This window comes from Mesorhizobium zhangyense, assembly GCF_011045115.1.
In the GTDB taxonomy this organism is placed as follows: Bacteria; Pseudomonadota; Alphaproteobacteria; order Rhizobiales; family Rhizobiaceae; genus Mesorhizobium_M; species Mesorhizobium_M zhangyense.
The window spans coordinates 177318-195168 of sequence record NZ_JAAKZG010000003.1 but is presented as its reverse complement, the minus strand read 5'-3'; the positions used below and the strand labels follow the sequence as shown (position 1 = coordinate 195168).

General features: G+C 61.6%; 17 protein-coding genes, 1 other RNA gene and 1 pseudogene. 8 read left to right on the top strand and 11 right to left on the bottom strand.

Annotated features, from left to right (window positions below; genetic code table 11):
- Nucleotides 1-45: 45 nt before the first annotated feature.
- Together G6N74_RS07785 and G6N74_RS07780 are read left to right on the top strand one after the other, a co-directional pair.
- Nucleotides 46-1461: an FAD-binding oxidoreductase gene (locus G6N74_RS07785; RefSeq protein WP_165116053.1), complete on the top strand. Its 1416-nt coding sequence runs from the start codon at nt 46-48 to the stop codon at nt 1459-1461.
- Between the two features lie 87 nt (nt 1462-1548).
- Complete coding sequence (locus tag G6N74_RS07780; RefSeq protein ID WP_165116051.1) at nt 1549-2070, top strand: hypothetical protein; 522 nt, start codon at nt 1549-1551, stop codon at nt 2068-2070.
- A 44-nt stretch (nt 2071-2114) separates the two neighbouring features.
- Here G6N74_RS07780 and G6N74_RS07775 read toward each other — a convergent pair whose 3' ends face one another.
- Together G6N74_RS07775 and G6N74_RS07770 are read right to left on the bottom strand one after the other, a co-directional pair.
- Nucleotides 2115-2897, bottom strand: a complete 783-nt coding sequence (locus G6N74_RS07775) for a DUF2182 domain-containing protein (protein WP_165116049.1) — start codon at nt 2895-2897, stop codon at nt 2115-2117.
- Between the two features lie 66 nt (nt 2898-2963).
- Nucleotides 2964-3596 (bottom strand): DUF1326 domain-containing protein, encoded by a 633-nt coding sequence (locus tag G6N74_RS07770; RefSeq protein ID WP_165116047.1) that lies wholly within the window; start codon nt 3594-3596, stop codon nt 2964-2966.
- Between the two features lie 253 nt (nt 3597-3849).
- Between G6N74_RS07770 and G6N74_RS07765 the strand changes: the two genes are divergently transcribed.
- Entirely contained in the window at nt 3850-7749 is a 3900-nt protein-coding gene (locus G6N74_RS07765; protein ID WP_165116045.1) for an AsmA family protein, read from the top strand.
- A 103-nt stretch (nt 7750-7852) separates the two neighbouring features.
- Nucleotides 7853-8335 carry an SRPBCC family protein gene (locus G6N74_RS07760; protein WP_165116043.1) on the top strand — a complete coding sequence of 161 codons (483 nt, stop codon included), beginning with the start codon at nt 7853-7855 and terminating at the stop codon, nt 8333-8335.
- Nucleotides 8336-8422: 87 nt separating this feature from the next.
- Here G6N74_RS07760 and G6N74_RS07755 read toward each other — a convergent pair whose 3' ends face one another.
- The 6 genes and pseudogenes from G6N74_RS07755 to G6N74_RS07730 all read right to left on the bottom strand — a co-directional run bounded on the left by G6N74_RS07755 (nt 8423) and on the right by G6N74_RS07730 (nt 11733).
- Nucleotides 8423-9532, bottom strand: a complete 1110-nt coding sequence (locus G6N74_RS07755) for a helix-turn-helix transcriptional regulator (protein ID WP_165116041.1) — start codon at nt 9530-9532, stop codon at nt 8423-8425.
- Between the two features lie 103 nt (nt 9533-9635).
- A complete protein-coding gene (locus G6N74_RS07750) occupies nt 9636-9938 on the bottom strand; it encodes a putative quinol monooxygenase (RefSeq protein WP_165116785.1) in 303 nt (100 codons plus the stop codon).
- Between the two features lie 27 nt (nt 9939-9965).
- A pseudogene (locus tag G6N74_RS07745) lies at nt 9966-10175 on the bottom strand (ribbon-helix-helix domain-containing protein); the annotation flags it as partial.
- Nucleotides 10172-10369, bottom strand: coding sequence for a DUF4169 family protein (locus tag G6N74_RS07740; protein ID WP_165116039.1), 198 nt, complete (start codon nt 10367-10369; stop codon nt 10172-10174). The pseudogene G6N74_RS07745 and the gene G6N74_RS07740, both read right to left, overlap by 4 nt.
- Nucleotides 10370-10384: 15 nt before the next feature.
- Nucleotides 10385-10942, bottom strand: a complete 558-nt coding sequence (locus G6N74_RS07735) for an SspB family protein (protein WP_165116037.1) — start codon at nt 10940-10942, stop codon at nt 10385-10387.
- Nucleotides 10943-11055: 113 nt separating this feature from the next.
- Complete coding sequence (locus G6N74_RS07730) at nt 11056-11733, bottom strand: TetR/AcrR family transcriptional regulator (protein ID WP_165116035.1); 678 nt, start codon at nt 11731-11733, stop codon at nt 11056-11058.
- A gap of 159 nt (nt 11734-11892) precedes the next feature.
- Between G6N74_RS07730 and G6N74_RS07725 the strand changes: the two genes are divergently transcribed.
- Together G6N74_RS07725 and G6N74_RS07720 are read left to right on the top strand one after the other, a co-directional pair.
- A complete protein-coding gene (locus tag G6N74_RS07725; protein ID WP_165116033.1) occupies nt 11893-13098 on the top strand; it encodes a multidrug effflux MFS transporter in 1206 nt (401 codons plus the stop codon).
- Between the two features lie 166 nt (nt 13099-13264).
- Complete coding sequence (locus G6N74_RS07720) at nt 13265-13897, top strand: LysE family translocator (RefSeq protein ID WP_165116031.1); 633 nt, start codon at nt 13265-13267, stop codon at nt 13895-13897.
- A 38-nt stretch (nt 13898-13935) separates the two neighbouring features.
- Here the strand turns inward: G6N74_RS07720 and G6N74_RS07715 are convergent, their stop codons facing one another.
- On the bottom strand, nt 13936-14484 hold the full coding sequence (locus G6N74_RS07715; protein ID WP_165116029.1) for an AAA family ATPase: 549 nt from the start codon (nt 14482-14484) through the stop codon (nt 13936-13938).
- Nucleotides 14485-14595: 111 nt separating this feature from the next.
- Nucleotides 14596-14955: a transfer-messenger RNA gene (gene ssrA, locus G6N74_RS07710) on the bottom strand.
- 153 nt (nt 14956-15108) lie between these two features.
- Here ssrA and G6N74_RS07705 point away from each other — a divergent pair.
- Both G6N74_RS07705 and G6N74_RS07700 read left to right on the top strand, forming a co-directional pair.
- On the top strand, nt 15109-15420 hold the full coding sequence (locus G6N74_RS07705; RefSeq protein WP_165116027.1) for a DUF2853 family protein: 312 nt from the start codon (nt 15109-15111) through the stop codon (nt 15418-15420).
- Nucleotides 15421-15640: 220 nt separating this feature from the next.
- Entirely contained in the window at nt 15641-16435 is a 795-nt protein-coding gene (locus G6N74_RS07700; RefSeq protein ID WP_165116025.1) for a thymidylate synthase, read from the top strand.
- 16 nt (nt 16436-16451) lie between these two features.
- Here the strand turns inward: G6N74_RS07700 and G6N74_RS07695 are convergent, their stop codons facing one another.
- Nucleotides 16452-17372 carry an alpha/beta fold hydrolase gene (locus G6N74_RS07695; RefSeq protein ID WP_165116023.1) on the bottom strand — a complete coding sequence of 307 codons (921 nt, stop codon included), beginning with the start codon at nt 17370-17372 and terminating at the stop codon, nt 16452-16454.
- Nucleotides 17373-17851: the final 479 nt, after the last annotated feature.

Here is a 17851-nt window from a genome sequence, read left to right as displayed (position 1 = left end):
AAATGCTACACGAGGGCCGCTCATGGTCCAATTGCGGAGGATTTCATGGCTCTTAGCGACGTCGCAAAGGTCGAACGCAACGAGGCGGGCATCGCGACGGTGCTGGGCATACTGAAACAGCGCTTTGGCGAGCGGTTCCAGACCGGTCAGTCGCTTCGCGAGCAGCATGGGCACACCACCACCTACATCCCGAATCAGGCGCCGGACGGCGTCGTCTTCCCCGAATCGACGGCGGAAGTACAGGAGATCGTGAAGGCCTGCGCCGAGCATCGCGTCCCGGTCATCGCCTTTGGCACGGGCACGTCGCTTGAAGGTCATGTCAATGCGCCGGGCGGCGGCATTTCGTTGGATACGTCGCGGATGAACCGGGTGCTTGCGGTCAATGCCGAGGACCTGGATGTCACCATCGAGCCGGGCATCACGCGCGAAGACCTGAACGCCTATCTGCGCGACACCGGCCTGTTTTTCCCGATCGATCCCGGCGCCAATGCCAGCCTCGGCGGCATGGCAGCGACGCGCGCTTCCGGCACCAATGCCGTGCGCTATGGCACGATGCGCGAAAACGTGCTGGCTCTGACGGCAGTGATGGCCGACGGCCGCGCGATAACAACGGCCAAGCGCGCCAAGAAAAGCTCGGCCGGTTACGACCTGACGCGGCTTCTGGTCGGTTCGGAAGGCACGCTCGGCATCATCACCGCGCTGACGCTCAAGCTGCAGGGCATTCCGCAGGCGATTTCGGGCGGTGTCTGCCCGTTTCCGAGCGTCGAGGCGGCCTGCCAGGCAACGATCGCGACGATCCAGATGGGCATTCCGGTGGCACGCATCGAACTGGTCAACGCGCTGCAGATGCGGGCGCTGAAGAACTATTCCAATCTCGACTATGCCGAGACCCCGTGCCTGTTCGTCGAATTCCACGGCAGTGATGCAGGGGTGGCCGAGCAGGCCGAGACCTTTGGCGAGATCGCCACCGAATATGGCGGCGGACCATTCCTGTGGACTGCGGTCGCCGAAGAGCGCGCCAAGCTGTGGAAGGCGCGGCACGACGCCTATTGGGCCTCGCTAACCTTGCGCCCGGGCGCCAAGGCGCTTTCGACCGATGTCTGCGTGCCGATCTCGCGGCTTGCCGAATGCATTGCCGAAACCGAGGCCGATATCGCGCAATCCGGGCTGATCGCGCCCATCGTCGGCCATGTCGGCGACGGCAATTTCCATGTGCTGGTGCTGATGGACGTGAATGACCCGGCCGAAATCGAGCGGGCGGAAAAGTTCGTCGGCCGTCTCAACATGCGGGCAATCGGCATGGACGGCACCTGTACCGGCGAGCATGGCATCGGCCAGGGCAAGATGGGTTTTCTCGAGCGCGAACTGGGCGATGCGGTGGACTTCATGCGCACGATCAAGACTGCGCTCGACCCGCAGAACATCCTCAATCCGGGGAAGGTGCTGCCCGCGGCGCATTGAATTGCCGTGCAATTCCGTCGGCCTTGACCCTGCCACCCTTTGGTCGGAGGCTCGTCAGCTGCTGTTGTAGCCGGAGGAGAATTCATCATGGCGATTTCGCGCAAGGAAGAAGCTCGCGCACTCAGCGCTGACGAGCATGAGCTGGTGGAAAAATCTCACCATCCTGCCGTGCAGGAGCTGTCCGACACCGAGCTTGCCGGTCTGGTCAAACTCTTGCGCGAACGGCGCGACAAGGCACAGACCGAGGCGCATCGCCGCCGCCGCGAGATCCGTGGCAAGGGCGCTGCCAAGGGCGCGTCTCCTTCGAAGGCCGATGCTGGTTCGCAACGAAAACTCGCCGTTCTGGCAATGACGATGCGGCGGCTAAACGGCGAGGTCGAGCGCCGCCGGCGTTTGGAAGCGGATCTGTCGCAGGTCGCGAATGCCCACAGAGCGTTGGAGATGAAACAGGCGGCGAAGGCCAAGGGCGCGGATTTCAACACACGCCATGCCCACAAGGGCATGCGCGCGGTGGCAAACCAGCGCGCGCAAAATCTGGTGCGGCCGATGGAGCTTGGCCGGCAAAGACAGGCGGCAAAGGTGGCTCAGGCCAAACGCGACGCACGCTGATTTTACCATCACCTGCGATTATCGCGGGTGACTCTAAGGCGCTGCTATGAAGCGGCAGCAAGCGACGTCAGCACGAAGCCGCCCCATGCCATGAACGCCACGCCAGCGATCTTGCCGATCCAATGACCGGCGGGCGCCAGTTTCTCGACCAATACGAACACGGCAAGTGCTGCGATCCAGGCGAAATTCATCACGCCGCCGACGAACAGGAGCAGCATCAGCATCCAGCAGCAGCCGACACAGAAGACGCCGTGGCGAAGCCCCATGGCGAAAGCGCCGCTCTTGCCGTTGCGCCAATAGGCCAGCACGAAGGACAAGGGCGAGCGGCAATTGCGCAGGCAGGCCTGCTTGAGCGGCGTCCATTGATAGATGCCGGTGGCGACCAGAAGCGCGCCGGCGAGCGCGATGCTGGTCGTTTCCAGCATCGGTGACAGCAGGCTGGCCCGATCCAGCGCAAACTGGAGCGCCACCGCAGCAACGCTGAAGCCGAGCCAGACCGCCAGATAGCCGAGCCCGAAAAGGCTCGTCGAACCGACAGCTGCATTGCCGGAGCTGCGCTTCCTGGCGATCGAGTCGTAGAAGAGAAGCATGGGGACTGCGCTGGGCAGCATCATCGCCGCCATCATGGCCGACCACATGGCGATGGTGAGTGCGGCATAGCCGACCGTCCAGTCGGGAGCCACCATCGGCATCGCCATGCCTTCCATCGCCGGCATCGGCATTTCCACGCCGAACAGAAGGTAGCCCCAGGAGATCAGGACGACCCCGAGGACAATGGCTATGACGGCTTCCCGGTCATGCCGGTGGAGATTCACCAACAGCGTCATGGTTCATCACCGGTTTGGTCAGCCAGGTCCGAACCGCACACAGGCGCGCGGTTCGTCGTGTCGGCGTCAGGCGGCGACGCCCATGGGGGTATGCACCACATGCGCAAGTGAGCTGTGCATGCCCTTCGTTTCGAATTTTATCGCGGCCAGGCTGCGAATGTTGGATGAGGCGATCTCTGCCATCCGGTGTTCGAAGCCTTCGGGCATGACGACTTGAACCCGGTGCGGCTCGCCGGTCACCGGGTTTTTGATCGGCTCCACCTCTGTCTCCAGTACACCTGGAATGACCATCCGCGCGGTGCGGGCGTCGCGGTCGAAGCTGAATTCGAACGACGCAAGTATCGGGTCGTGGAAAGTGGTGACGATCAGGCTCACGATGTGAAACAGCGTTCCCTCCGCCGAGTCCTGGCCCGACAGGATGGCTCCCAATGCGTCGCGCTGCTCAGGGCTTGCCCGCTCGTCGAGGATAGGCTGGGCCTGTCCGTTGCCCTCGTGAAGCGCGCCGGGGAAATGAACGGTCACGCAGAAACTTAGGCCGTCGAGTTTCACGTCCTTGTAGTGACCCTTGGTGATGTGCATCGCCACGAGGCCTTCGCAGTAGCCCTGGGTCGGCCTTGCGTTGAAGTCGCAGGGGCAGCCGAAGGCGCAACTGCAGTTCTTGATCCACTCGCCTTCCAGTCTCCAATCAGCCAATGCCATAGTTTCCTCCATGGATTGTCCGGAGTGCCGCAAAGTCTGCAGCAGGCAGGATCAAGCATTCTACCACGACGCGCCGCTCCTCAAAATTACATATGAGAGGAGTTGGCCTAGTCCGTATGGAGGTGGCAGCGTGCAAGCAGGCCGGGATCGGCATCTATCGAAGCGCAATCAGGCAGTTAATTCCAATTGCCATTTTATCAACACGCCGATGCGGGTACAGTGAGTCTCGTCTGGGGCGGTTTGCTGAAGTGAGATGCTGGCGCGGCTTTTTGTAATCATCGGTGGAATGATCGTACTGGCGCTGACCGCGGCGCTGGTGGTTCCCTATTTTATCGACTGGACAGGCTACCGCGCCGATTTCGAGCGCGAGGCAAGCGCAATCCTCGGACGCAAGGTCACGGTGCAGGGGTCGGCGACGGCGCGGCTGCTGCCGTTCCCTTCCGTGACGTTCTCTGACGTTGCCGTAGGCGGCGGCAATGGCGGCCAGCCGGCGATGACGGTGGAGAATTTCTCCATGGATGCCGAACTCGCGCCTTTCATGCGCGGCGAATTGCTTATCTTCGACATGCGCATCGTGCGCCCCAAGGCGACGATCGATGTCGCGGAAGACGGCACTGTGGACTGGGCCATGCGGCCGTCCTCGCCCTTCGATCCGCGGCGCATCGCGCTCGAAAAACTGACCGTTACCGAAGGACAGATCACGATCCGCCACGCCGTGGGCGGTCGTCAGCATGTCCTGTCGGAGATCAACACCGAGATCTCGGCCAAATCGCTGGCCGGGCCATGGCGGGCGAACGGCACTTTGCGCGTCGACGGCATGAAAACGACGCTTGCGGCATCGACCGGCACCGCCGACGAAAACGGCCAGATGCGGCTGCGGGTGAAGGTCAATCCGGAAGCCTATCCGCTGGTGATCGAGGCGGACGGAAATGCGCGCATCGAAAATGGCGCCGCACTCTACGCCGGACAGTTCAAGATCATCGGCAATGAAAAGCCGGCCGAGAAACTGCGCGGAGGCGACGGTGAGACGGTCAAGGCGGAGGCGTTGAAGCCTGAGCCGGGCAACCGCGTGAATGGCGAGTTCGCCCTCGACCATAAAAAGCTTTCCATCGACAATTTCCGCTTCGAGACCGGCCCGCTGGACAATCCCTACACGGCAGACGGCACCGCCTTCATCGAACTGGGCGAAACGCCGCGCTTTTCCATCGAGGCCAAGGGCGCGCAGGTGCGCTTCGACGAGGCGATTGCCGGCGAAACGAGCACCGGGCTGACGCTCGCCAACCGCATCTCGGCGCTGGAAAAGGCGCTTGCCAGCCTGCCCAAGCCGACCATTCCTGGCAGTGTCGAGGTCGATCTGCCTGCGGTGGTGGCTGGCGACACGACGGTGCGCGACGTGCGGCTTTCGGCCGAACCTGCCGAGGGCGGCTGGGCGGTGAAATCGCTTGCCGCAACGCTTCCCGGCCGCACCACGCTGGAAGCGGATGGGTTCCTGCGCACGGACAATGATTTCGGGTTTACGGGATCGCTGCTGTTGGCCGTGGCGCAACCTTCCGGCTTTGCAGCCTGGGTGTCGTCGGATGTCGACGAAGCGATCAGGCGGTTGCCGGCGGCCGGCTTCAAAGCCAGCATCGACATGACCGAGCAGCGCCAGACCTTCAAGAACCTCGAACTCATACTGGGCAACGCGAAGTTTTCGGGCGAAATCGACAGCCAGCAACCGGCTGATGTTCGCCCGTCAATGTTGCTTAAGCTCAACGGCGAAGCGCTGGATGTCGACGGGCTTGCGGCCTTTGCCTCGCTGTTCGTCAGCGACAAGGGCGCTAATCGCTTCGCCGATCGCGATCTCGATTTCCAGATCAAGGCCGGGCCGGTTTCGGCGGCCGGTCTGACTGCCGAGACGATCGACACCGCACTTCGCCTGCGCAACGGGCTGCTGGAGATCGACAGGCTGTCGATAGGCGGACTGGAGGGCGCTTCGCTGAGCGCGACCGGCACCATCAAGGATTTTCCGCAGAGCCCGACCGGCAAGCTCGATGCGTCGGTCGTTGCCGTCGATCTCGCGCCTCTGGTGAAGCTCGCGGCCGCGCGCTACCCGAACAGCGCTTTCCTCAAAGGGCTGAACGAGCGGGCGATGGACTATCCGAACCTGCTGCAGGACGCGCAGATCGACTTCCTGGCGAATGCCGCCGCCAATGACGACGGCACGACCGACCTCTCGTTGAGCGCGAAGGGGGAGGCCGGCGGATCGGCGGTTTCGGCAAGCCTTTCGGGCAAGGGCAAGCTCGACGCCCTGAGTGACTCCCCGCTGGAACTGTCGTTTTCAGCACGCAACGACGATGCCACCACACTTTTGGCGCTAACCGGTTTGCCGGCGCTGCCGCTCGGCGTCACCGGGGGCGGCGAACTTACCTTGTCGGCCAAGGGCGCGGTCGCGAGCGGGCTGGAGACGGCCTTCGCTTTGACCGGCGAGGGTTTCGCGGCGAAGTTCGACGGCACGACGGGTCTTGGCGAACAGGGGCCGACCGCAAAGGGCAAGATCAGCCTGGAGGCCGCGGATATCGAGCCCTGGCTGATGACCACAGCCGTGCACCTGCCCGGATTGGGCATGGGCACGCCGCTGGCCCTTGCCGCCGATGGCGACTACGAAAACAGCCTGCTTGTGCTCGACAATCTCGACGGCACGATCAACGAAGGCGCGGTTTCCGGCGGCATCAATGTCGAGATCAAGGATGGCCTTCCTTACCTAACTGGCGCATTGTCGCTCGACGAGATGAGCCTTGACCCGGCGGTTGCGATGGTTCTCGGCGAACAGGCCGCAGCACCCGCGGAAAGCGGCTGGTCGTCAGTGCCGTTCCAGCCGAAGGTGACGGCACCCTTTGCCGCCGATCTCGATATTTCGGCGGCGACCGTTTCGATCGGCTCGGCGACCAGCGCCTATGATGCGACCATGGCGCTCAAACTCGACGGGGAGGGAATGCGCCTCTCCGACATCAAGGCAAAGCTGTTCGGCGGGGCCTTCTCCGGCCTGCTGGAGCTTAAGAACGACGGCGGAAGCGGTTTGGTCTCAGGCCAGGCAAAGCTTGAGGGAGCCGATCTTGCCACGGCTCTTCCGGGAGCCGGCCTGACCGGCAGAACCGATTTTTCGACCGCGATTACGGCCAGCGGCAAGTCGGTCGGTGGCCTTGTTGCAGCACTTTCCGGTTCCGGCACGGCGACGCTGAACGGCGTCGTCATCCCGGGGATCAATCCCAGCGCGCTCGGCCCGCTTCTGGCCAAGGCCGATGCGGTCGGGCGCGACATCGATGCGGCGCGGACGGGCCAATTCGCACCTGAGATCGTCAATGCCGGCGCGCTTTCAGCCGGCAATGCCGATATCGCCTTCACCGTTGCCGGCGGCGTGCTGCGCGCTCCGCCGGTCAGTTTCGTGACGTCTGCTGTGACGGTCACAAGCGACCTGCGCGCCGACCTCAATGCCGATACCATCGCCGCCGACGGCACGATTGCCTATGCGCCGGGCGACGAGGCGCTTGTCGGCTCCGAGCCGAGCCTGCGCTTCAGCCTGTCCGGCTCGCCTGCAGCACCCGAGCGGACGCTCGACAGCGACCCGCTGGCGCAATTCCTGACCCAGCGCGCGCTGGAGCGCGAGCAGGCGCGGGTGGAGGCAATGCAGGCGGCGGTGCTGGAAAAGCAGCGCCTGCGCCGCGAGGTCCGCTACTACGCCGCCCTGCAGCAGGAGCGCGAGCGCGCCGCCGAGGAGCTTCGGCGCAAGCAGGAAGAAGAGGCGCGGGCCAAGGCCGAGGAAGAAGCACGGCTGGCAGCGGAAGCCAAGGCGCGCGAGGAAGCGGCCGCCGCGGCAAAGGCGCTGGAAGAGGCCGCCGCGCAGGCCAAGGCCAACGAGCAAGCCAGGCAGGCGGCCGACGAAGCCGCACTCAGATTGCAGGAAGCGGCAAGGCAATCGGCGCGCGAAGCTGAACAGGCTGCCGAGGCTGAAAGAGCACGGCAGGAGGCCGAGAAGAAGGCGCAGCCACCGGCGCCGGAGATCCAGCGCGCGCCGCTGCCGCCGGCTCCATCTGAAGGCTCGACGGGTTCGACCCAGAATTTCGAGCAGTCGATCCGCGATTTCCTGAACTCGTTGGACAATAAGCCCGAGTAGGCTTCGTTTTCGCGCCTATATCGATCAAAAAATCCCCGGCCATGTCGGATTGCTGCGGCTTCGTTCGTCCTTGAATCGGAACTGATTGAATAGGAGAAGACGAATGACTGCCAAAACCGACGCCACCCCGGCCAACGACCGCGAACTGGTGCTGACGCGCCTGATCGATGCGCCACGCGAGAAGGTGTTCAAGGCCTGGACCGACGCCGAACTGCTCAAGCAATGGTTCGCGCCACTGCCCTGGACGACGCCAGCCGTCGAGGTCGATGTCCGGCCGGGCGGCTCCAGCATGTTCGTCATGCGCGACCCGGACGGCAATGATTATCCGAACAAGGGCGTCTATCTCGAAGTCGTCGAGAGCGAGAAGCTGGTGTTCACCGACGCTTTCACCGAGGCCTGGCTGCCTTCGGAAAAGCCGTTTTTCACCGGCGTCCTGACCTTCGAGGACGAGGGCGGCAAGACGCGCTACACGGCCCGCGCTCGCCACTGGACGAAGGAAGACCGCGACGCCCACGAGAAGATGGGTTTTCATGAGGGCTGGGGGCAATGCGCCGACCAGCTTGAGGCGCTGGTGAAGAAGATCTGACCCGCAAGGGTACGTTGTTGCGACCCGATTTAATCGTGACGCACGGAATACCGAGGCCATCCCGAACCATCCGGGATGGCTAAAAATCTACGATAATCTGGACAGCAGAAGCATCAATTCGCTTTGGCGATGCGTGTCGGTCTTGGCGAAGATCGACTTCAGGCGATGGCGGGCTGTTTCGCGCACGATGCCCAGTGCATCGGCTGCCTCGAAGAGCGAAGCACCGCTTTCAAGCTCCTTGCAGAGTTTGACTTCCGCCGGGGTGAGGCCGAAGCCGGCGGCCAAATGGTCGAGTTTCGGTTTGCCCCGGTCTTCCGGGTCGGTGAGAAGAAGAACGGCCTGCGCCGTCGATGACATCGTTCTTACGAGACTGGGCAGGGAAGCTGCTTCAACGACGATCGGGTGCCGATCCAGCCTTGCGACATAGACCGGCAAGGCTTCCACGCTTTCGGCGTTTGAAAGCCTGCGGCTGGTCGCCGACGCGATCAGTACTTGCAGGGCATTGTTGCTGCGCGGGTGATGGGCGCACAGATAGCCTTTTCGCACGAAGAGAGCCTCGGTGTTTCGCTCCAGCAGCGCTTCCGCCTTCGCATTCATCTGGCCGACCTGCCTGTTGGGACTGATGAGGACGGCAGCCTGGCCGGTTCGGTCGAAAGCTTCCAGGCTGGAGCGGCCGCGCGAAAGGCCGAACTGGGACGATAGCTTCACCATGCGTCTCAGGTGGGGGCTCAATGCGGAGAGGGACACGGCTTCCTCCCTCGTGAAAAACCCTTCCTTTTTGGCCCTCAGGAGCGGCAGACACCATGAGGCGCCATCGACAGAGAAGCCGATCGCCGCATATCCCGGGAAACCCCATTTAAGATACAGGTCGTTATAGTCTGGAAGTTTCCTGCGCTCATCGTCAGTCGCAAGATCGTGCTCGATAATTACCTTTTGTTTCGACAGCAGCGGCCAGCCTCTCATGGCCCGGTAGTCATTTTCGTACCACTGACCGCCTACGTATTCTTCAAGTAGGCGGTTGTTCCGGGTCGACGAAGGAATCCTGATCAAATCCTGATTGAAGTCCTTCGGGTAGAACATGGCGGCTGTCGCACCCAGCGACGAGGCCAGCTCGTCCAGCGCCTCAGGCCAAAGCTCAGGCGTGGCGACGGCGGCATAACACGCGTCTATCGCCCGCTCTTGCTGCTCGGAAAACACGCTTAGCCCCCAGATTGCCCTAGGGAAGGGTGCCTGCCGGGATGATATCTGTCAATCAGGGATAGAAATGGCCAAGCGAGCGTTCGCGCATGTGCGCCTTCAATCAGCGCTTGCCGGCGAGGCCGTATCCCGAAACCGGCTTCGTCTCCGTCCGATTGTCGAAGCCGGCGATGAGCGGGCGTGCCTTGCCGATCGCGGCCTGGACGGCGGGCAGGGACAGCGACGCCTTGTGGCTGGCCTCGCTGTCCCACACCTCGGTGATCCAGATCGCATCGTCATTGGCGGGGTCGAGGGCGATGATGTAGCTCAGGCAGCCGGGCATTGCATCGCTGCTTTCCGTCAGGATGGATAGCAGTTCGTCGCGTTTTCCGGGCTGCGCGGTCATCCGGCCGATCAATCCGTACATGGCTTGTCCTCCTCGGCTTTTCGTCCGCTGCTTGGCCCATTCCAGCACATGAAGCCTGAGTGCCGACGACAAATTTGCTTCGCGTGGACGGCTTTCGTCTACTTCCGCAACAAGGGCGGCGAGTGCGATGCCGCGCTCCGTGGCGATCGTCAGCAGGTCGTCATAGAAAGGCTTTTCGAGCGAATAGCTGGTGCGGTGACCGCGTATGGTCACGGAGCGCTTCTCGACAAGACTCACTTGCCGCTGTTCCCGTCGGGGCGCTCGCGCTTGTGGCCATCAATGAAGCGTACCGCCTTTTCGGACGACTGCTTTGCCTCGGTCTTCTCGGACTTGGTGCGGCCATGCAACACGCGGTTCTGTTCAGCCGCGCGTTCCTTGTCGGCGCGCGCCTTGTGTTTGCGGGCCTGGCGAAGATTAACGATTTCCGCCATTTAAAACCCGCGGCGTTATTTCTTGCGGAAGGCGTCGAGCGAAACGACCTCGGCGCCCTTGCCGGGCGCGGAATCGGCGTCGGCGGGCTCCGTGACTTCCTTTTCCTTATCCTTCTTCTTGCCTTCGCTTTTTGCGGAAGCGGCAGGCTGAAGCCGGGCAGGGGCCTTTTTCTCGACCGGAGCGGGCTCTTCTTCGGCGATTTCGGCCAGACCGTCGGTCTTGACGTCGAATTCAAGCTCGAAATTGACGGACGGGTCATAGAAGCCGCGCACGGCGGAGAAGGGAATCTCCAGCTTTTCCGGCACGTCGGAGAAGGAGAGGCCGATCTCAAAACCGGTGTCGGTGACTTTAAGGTCCCAATACTGGAACTGCACCACGATCGTCATCTGTTCGGGATAGCGTTCGCGCAGGCGGCTCGAAATGCGAACGCCCGGCGCGCCGGTCAGGAAGGTGATGAAAAAGTGGTGGCTGCCCGGCAGACCGGTGCGCGCGACTTCCGCCAGAACCTTGCGCATGACGCCGCGCAATGCCTCCTGGGCGAGAATATCATAGCGGATGTGGTCTTCGGCCATGTGCAAATGCAGTTCCGGTGAATCGACTGCATAGCTGTAATCAAGCTTGCGGCTGTCGTAAACCGCATATAGCGCCGATCTATCTGGGCCAGCCGAAGTTGCGACTGTGGAATCTATGCTGAAACGTGTGCCGGCGCAGGCTTTTCTACCCGTGGACGATAAGCGCGCAGGAAAGTCCGCACCGCATTGGTGGCGGCACTGCGGATCTGCTCGTCGGTCGCGATTTCGCCGAACATGGCCTGCAGCTGCAGATCGGCGTTGATGAGGGCGAGAAACTGGCGGGCGGCGACATCGGGATCGTCGATCTCGAGATGGCCGGAGTAAGCCAGCCGGGCAAAGCGGGCGGCAAGGGCCGACCAGGTTTTCAGCGGGCCTTCGTCGCGCCAGCCGGCAAACAGTTCGGGATTGCGCTCGCCTTCGCTCTCGATCAGCTTGCGCAGGAATTTTCCGTCCTTGCTGCAGATGCAGTTCTGGTTCAGCCGCACGGCAAAGGCGATCAGCTCCGCTTCCAGATCCTTGGGCTGGTCGGGAAAGGTCGCCAGTGTCGCGAAAAGCCCGGCATTGGACCGGTCGGTGATGTCCTTGATGACGGCGAGCAGCAAATTTTCCTTGTCGCCGTGATGATTATAGACCGTCTGGCGCGATACGCCGGCTTCTGCCGCGATCAGGTCGATATTGGCACCCGTAAAACCCTCCCGGCAAAAAACACGTGCTGCAGCTTCCAATATGGATGTCCGCTTGGCGGAGTGGCCGCGCGCGGCGGGGAAATGGGGAAACGGGTTCTCTTTCATTGAAAAAAGAATATAGGTGTGGTTGACGAATTAGACAAGCGTGTCTAAATTTATGGACAGATACCGTCAACGCCGTTCCATGGGAGGAGTGGCGGCGTGATTGGCGGGATGAGACGGCGCCGGATCATCCGATGCCTACACTCCGAAAGCAGCAAGCAGATGACACCCAAATTCCTCCGCCTCGCGGTCGTGCTCGGACTTTTGTCAGCGATCGGCCCTTTCGCGATCGACATGTATCTTCCCGCTCTGCCCTCCATCGGCGCGGATCTGAACGCCGGCACCAGTGCGGTGCAGATGAGCCTGCTGATCTTCTTTCTCTCCATGGGCTTCGGCCAGCTCATCGTCGGCCCGATATCCGACATGGTCGGCCGCAAGCTGCCGCTCTATGGCGGCCTCGTGCTATTCATAATCGGCGGCGTCGGTTCCGCACTCGCCCCCAGCATAGAATGGCTGATCGCTTTCCGTTTCCTGCAGGGCCTCGGCGCCAGCGCCGGCATGGCGGTACCACGCGCCATCGTGCGCGATCTGTACACCGGCACCGAAGCGGCCAAGCTGATGTCGCTGCTGATGCTGGTGTTTTCGGTATCACCTATCCTGGCGCCGCTGACCGGCAGCCTCGTGATAGAAAGCCTTGGCTGGCGCGCCGTGTTCTGGACGGTGACAGGTGCCGCAGTGCTGGCAATGGTGCTTCTGGCAACCTCGCTCACGGAGACCCGGCCGGCAGAAGAGCGCGCCGGCAGTTCCTTCGGCACGGCGCTTTCGGCCTATCGGTTCCTGATGGGCGAGCGCAATTTCCTTGGGCTGACGGCGATTGCCGGTTTCGCGATATCGAGCTTCTTCGTCTATCTGTCGAGCTCGTCCTTCATCCTAATCGACCATTACGGGCTGTCGCCGTCGGTCTACAGCCTGTTCTTCTCGATCAACGCGGTCGCTTTCATCGGCATGTCGCAGCTGACGGGAATCCTGTCGGAGCGGTTCGGGCTGCGGCGTGTGGTGCGTGTCGCGGTGACCGGCTACGCTACGACCATGGTCGTTCTGCTGGCGATCATGTCGACCGGCGTCGACCGTCTCGACGTGATGGCAGCACTCCTGTTCGTCGGTTACGGCTTCGTCGGCCTGGTCATCCCGAGTACTTCGGTGCTGGCCATGGAAGAGCATGGCACGATCGCCGGCACGGCCTCGGCCCTGATGGGCACGCTTCACTTCGCCATCGGTGCAGCCGCCATGGGGGTTGCCGGCCTCTTCTTCGACGGCACGCCTTTGCCGATGGTTTTCGGTATCGCCATCTGCGCGGTGATAGCGCTCGGCCTGACCCAACTGACGCTCGGCCGTGGCCGGACGGTGGCGGAAGCGCCGGCGGAATAGTTCGGATCACATACGAGCAAAGAAAAAGGCCGGGATTGTTCCCGGCCTTTTTCATGTCGCGTAAGAGTGCCGATGTCCGTGACCATCGACTTTTGCCGCAATACGCGTCAAAGCGTTACCTATAGTCAGCGCCTACCGTCGTGACCTGGCAGCCGGGAGCAGGAAAATGCCATCGACCGAACTGCTGATCGCTTTCTTTGTGACCACGGCGATCTTCGCCTACATACCCGGTCCGGCTATGCTCTATGCCGCGGCGCAGACATTGGCACGCGGCCGATGGGCGGGCCTGATGGCTGCTTTCGGCATCCACCTTGGCGGCTACATCCATGTCATTGCGGCCGCTGCCGGGCTGTCCGTTCTCTTCCACGCCGTCCCGGTGCTTTATTTGGCGGTCAAATTCACCGGCGCCGCCTATCTGGTCTGGCTCGGCATATCGCTGTTCCGCGCCAAGTCGCAAGACGAGGCCGCTATGCCCGGCATCGAACCGAAATCCGGGCGGCGCGCCTTTATGGAGAGCATTGCCGTCGAGGTTCTCAATCCCAAGACAGCGCTCTTCTTCCTGGCGTTCCTGCCGCAGTTCATCGATGCTTCAGCCGCGTTCCCCATCTGGGTGCAGTTCATTCTTCTCGGCACGATCGTCAATGTGATGTTTTCGTCGGCTGATGTCATGTGCGTGCTTCTGGCGGGCGCGGCGATAACGCGGCTAAGGCGCTCGAGCCGTGCGCAGCGCCTCATGCAGCGCGCGGGCGGTGCATTGCTCGTCGGACTTGGCGCGCATCTCGCTCTGCAAAGGAGCTGAGGCTTTGGGCCTGCGATCGCCCGGCGAGCCGTTGCTGGTCAAAATCCAGCTTTAGCGAGCACGAAGCTTAGCCGCTCCTGAACCGGCGCCGGCGGTACGGTGATCAGTTCATAGCCGTATTCGGCATAGGTCTCGACCATCGCTTCATAGGTGCGCCGCGCCTCATCCAGATCCTGCTTGCGCTCCGCATCCTGATGGAAAATCTCCGGCCAGGGCGGGAGAACAAAAACCTTGCGGTTGTAGCGGAAGGCTTCCGCCGCCTTTTCGATATGGGCCGGCACCGGCAGTCCGGTGAGCCGGAGATAGCCGATGACGTCCGGTACGCCGCGGTCGAAGAAGACCGGGCCGGTTTCCTGCATGGCGATGGCATGGGAGCGCATTTCCCAGGACAGCATCAGTTCGGCGAAAAGGGCGGGATCGTTCCACGGTAGGCCAGGCCCGGAAATCGCCATATGGTCCTGGATGATGACGCGCCCGGCCTCGACGGAGGATCGATAACCGGCTGCGCGCAGCGCTTCGATGAGCGTCGTCTTGCCCGAGCCGGGTCCGCCGGTGAGGACGAAAAAGCGGTCGCAATCTGTCTGCATGGTCGAAACTCTCTTTTGCAAAGGGGAATGCCCGCACAGCGTGGCGATGCAAAGGGCGAGTGCATGCGACGACGAGCCGGGCAGGCGAGGGATGTTTGAAAAAGGGGGAGAAGTGGAGGCTTCTGTTGCCAGGTGCCTCCGGACCCCGCCTAGAAGTGCGAACCTCTAGGGCTTAATTTGAAGCTATCGCACTGCTTACGCAGCGAGACGTGCTTCCGCATAGTTGTCGTTTGCAACTACAAGTTTAGCCCGATAACGGTGGTACAATGCCGGGCAAAAGTACGATCTTTACACCTTCGTCGATCCTATTTCGCCCCCAGCAAAAACCGCTCCTATCTGAGCAGCGGTTTTTGGTGGAGGCGCCGGGTACCGCCCCCGGGTCCGAACGGCTTATTGCATCGCCTGTTTATCACCATAGTCAGTCAAGCTGACGGGCCGAATATAGGGAGGGATCGCGGCAAAGGGAAGGCCGCATTCGCCGGAATCCACTTACATTCAAAGTGCTTGACAGGCGCGCGCGTTAAAACCAAGCTTTTCGACGGTGAGGAAAGTGCCGGAAACGCAAGGTTGTGATTCTGCGACCTCATCGAGCGAAGTCCTGTTGTTCGACGAGGGGAATATTTCATGGCCGATTACCTTGCAGACGTGAAGAAGTATGATGCCGGCGCCGATGCCGCCGTGGTCGAAAAGATCGTGAAGCATCTGGGCATTGCGCTTCGAAACCGCGATTCGTCGCTGGTGTCGTGCACCGACCCCAAGGAACTGGACCGCGTCAAGGCGAACTGGATCGCCAAGAAGCTCGGTGTAACCGACGATGCCAAGGCAAGCGCTGCCGTGGAAAAGGTCTGCAAGGCGATGTCCGCCGACAACACCAAGAGCCGCGTGACCTTTTACTACCTCGCCGCCAAGGATCTCGGAAAGCTCGGCTCTCTTTAAGGCCGAGCTTCTTTCTTCTCCCCGTTTACGGGGAGAAGATGCCGGCAGGCAGATGAGGGGCAGCACCTAGCTGCGAAGCTCGCGATATCCCATCGAAACAGCGTTGTTTTTTCTTTCGATGCGTTTTTGCTGCATAAGCGAAAATGCCTAGTGCTTTTGCGTTCTCGCATAACCGGGCTTGCGCTATGATCGGGAAAAGTCCCGAATCGATGCGGAAGCGATGCGCCAGTATCTTGATCTCCTGAAGCATGTTCTCGAAACCGGCGTGGACCGTGGCGACCGCACCGGCACCGGCACGCGTTCGGTGTTCGGCTACCAGATGCGTTTCGACCTGGCGAAGGGCTTTCCCGTCACCACGACGAAAAAGCTGCATCTGAAGTCGATCATCCACGAGCTTCTGTGGTTCCTGGCCGGCGACACGAACACCAAGTATCTGACCGATAACGGCGTTTCGATCTGGGACGAATGGGCCGACGAGAACGGCGATCTTGGTCCGGTCTATGGCGCGCAGTGGCGGTCATGGCCGGCGCCGAATGGCGAACATATCGACCAGATCGCCAATCTCTTGACCCAGATACGCAAGAATCCCAATTCACGCCGGTTGATCGTTTCGGCCTGGAACCCGGCCGAGGTGGACGCCATGGCGCTGCCGCCGTGCCACTGCCTGTTTCAGTTCTATGTCTCGGAGGGCAAGCTTTCCTGCCAGCTCTACCAGCGCTCGGCCGACATCTTTCTCGGTGTGCCGTTCAACATAGCCTCCTACGCACTGCTGACGCTGATGGTGGCGCAGGTGACCGGGCTGAAGCCCGGCGACTTTGTCCACACGCTGGGTGACGCGCATCTCTATTCCAACCATTTCGAGCAGGCGCGCGAGCAGTTGGCACGCACGCCCAAGGCGCTGCCGACGATGTGGATCAACCCGGACGTGACCGACCTGTTTGCCTTCCGCTTCGAGGATTTCCGGCTTGAGAATTACGTCGCCGACGCGAGCATTCGCGCGCCGATCGCGGTTTGAGCCGAGGGGCTTCGGGTCATTGTTTCTTTGACAGGAAGGCCGTCACCATCTCGATGGTGGCGTCCGGGTTTTCTTCCATGATCCAGTGTCCCGAGTTCGGGATAATGCCCTCCGTTACGTCGCTCGCGGCGAAACGCATTATCGTCGCCATCATCGGGCCGAAGGATTTCTCGCCGCCGATCGCCAGCACGGGCATGCTCAGCTTGCCGCCCTTTTCAAGAAACGCCTTGTCGTCGATGGCGTCCTGATCGAAGGCAGCGAATTGCGAGAAGCCGGCATGCATCGCGCCCGGCAGCGCGTAAAGTTCGGCATAGTGAACGCGCGACGCTTCATCGAATTTGGCAGGGTCGGCGGAAAATTCGTTCCAGAACCGGTCGAGATAGATGCGCTCGCGCCCGGCAACCAGCCGTTCCATGTCCGGGCCGCCGAAGCGGAAATGCCAAAGGAGCGGATTTTTGAGAACTTCCTCCCACGGGCCGATGCCGGGCAGGGGCGCGTCGATCAGCACGAACCGCGTCACCCGCTGCGGGTTCTCGGCGGCGAAGGCGTAACCGACCATGTTGCCGATGTCGTGCGTGACCACGTCGGCCTTGTCGATGTGCAGGGCGTCGAGCACGCCGGCGACGTCGGTGCCTTGCGTCTTCTTGTCATATCCTCCGGCAGGCTTGGACGACAGGCCGAGCCCTCTCAGGTCGGGCACGACCACCGTGTGATCGCGCGCCAGAACGGCAGCCAGCGGAGCCCACATGTCGCCGGTCTCGCCGTAGCCATGCAGCAGCACGACCGCAGGGCCGCTTCCGCCGACACGGACATGAATGGTCGCGCCGTTCGTTGCGATCTCCTCGATCTTGAAGTTGGCCGGGAAGGGCTGGATCTCGGCCTTGGCCGAACAGGCTAAAGTCAGCAAAACAGAAATTGCAAAAAGGACACGAAACATTGCCGTCACTCCTTAAAGAACTGAGGTGATTTTCGACGAGTGAGAACGCCAAGAATTCAAGGAATTTCTGCTGATCTTCCGTCGCGCGGTGGATTGAATGAGCCGCGCGGAAATATCAGAGTAATGCAAGCGGAATTGGCCTGCAACAGGAGGTAAATCACCTAAAGCTGATAGTTAAATCACGTTGAAGGCGCCGTCGGTTGTCAATAATTCCGCCGGAAATACTTTCGACTGCACTTTGGGAAGGCCAAGGACGCGGCGTCGAACCGGGTGTGCATGGCGATCTGGAACAGCTTGACGGACATGGACGAACATGGAATAAAAATTTCAATGATGATCATGAATGGTCTTTACGTTCCGCTCTTGAGCGTAAGCCGCCGCCAGGGAGAAGCATAGGGCGCGACCATCCCGATCATTGACCGCGTGATGCCATGTGAGGAACCATGCGGCTCTTTCCATTTCCTACGGCCCGGATGATC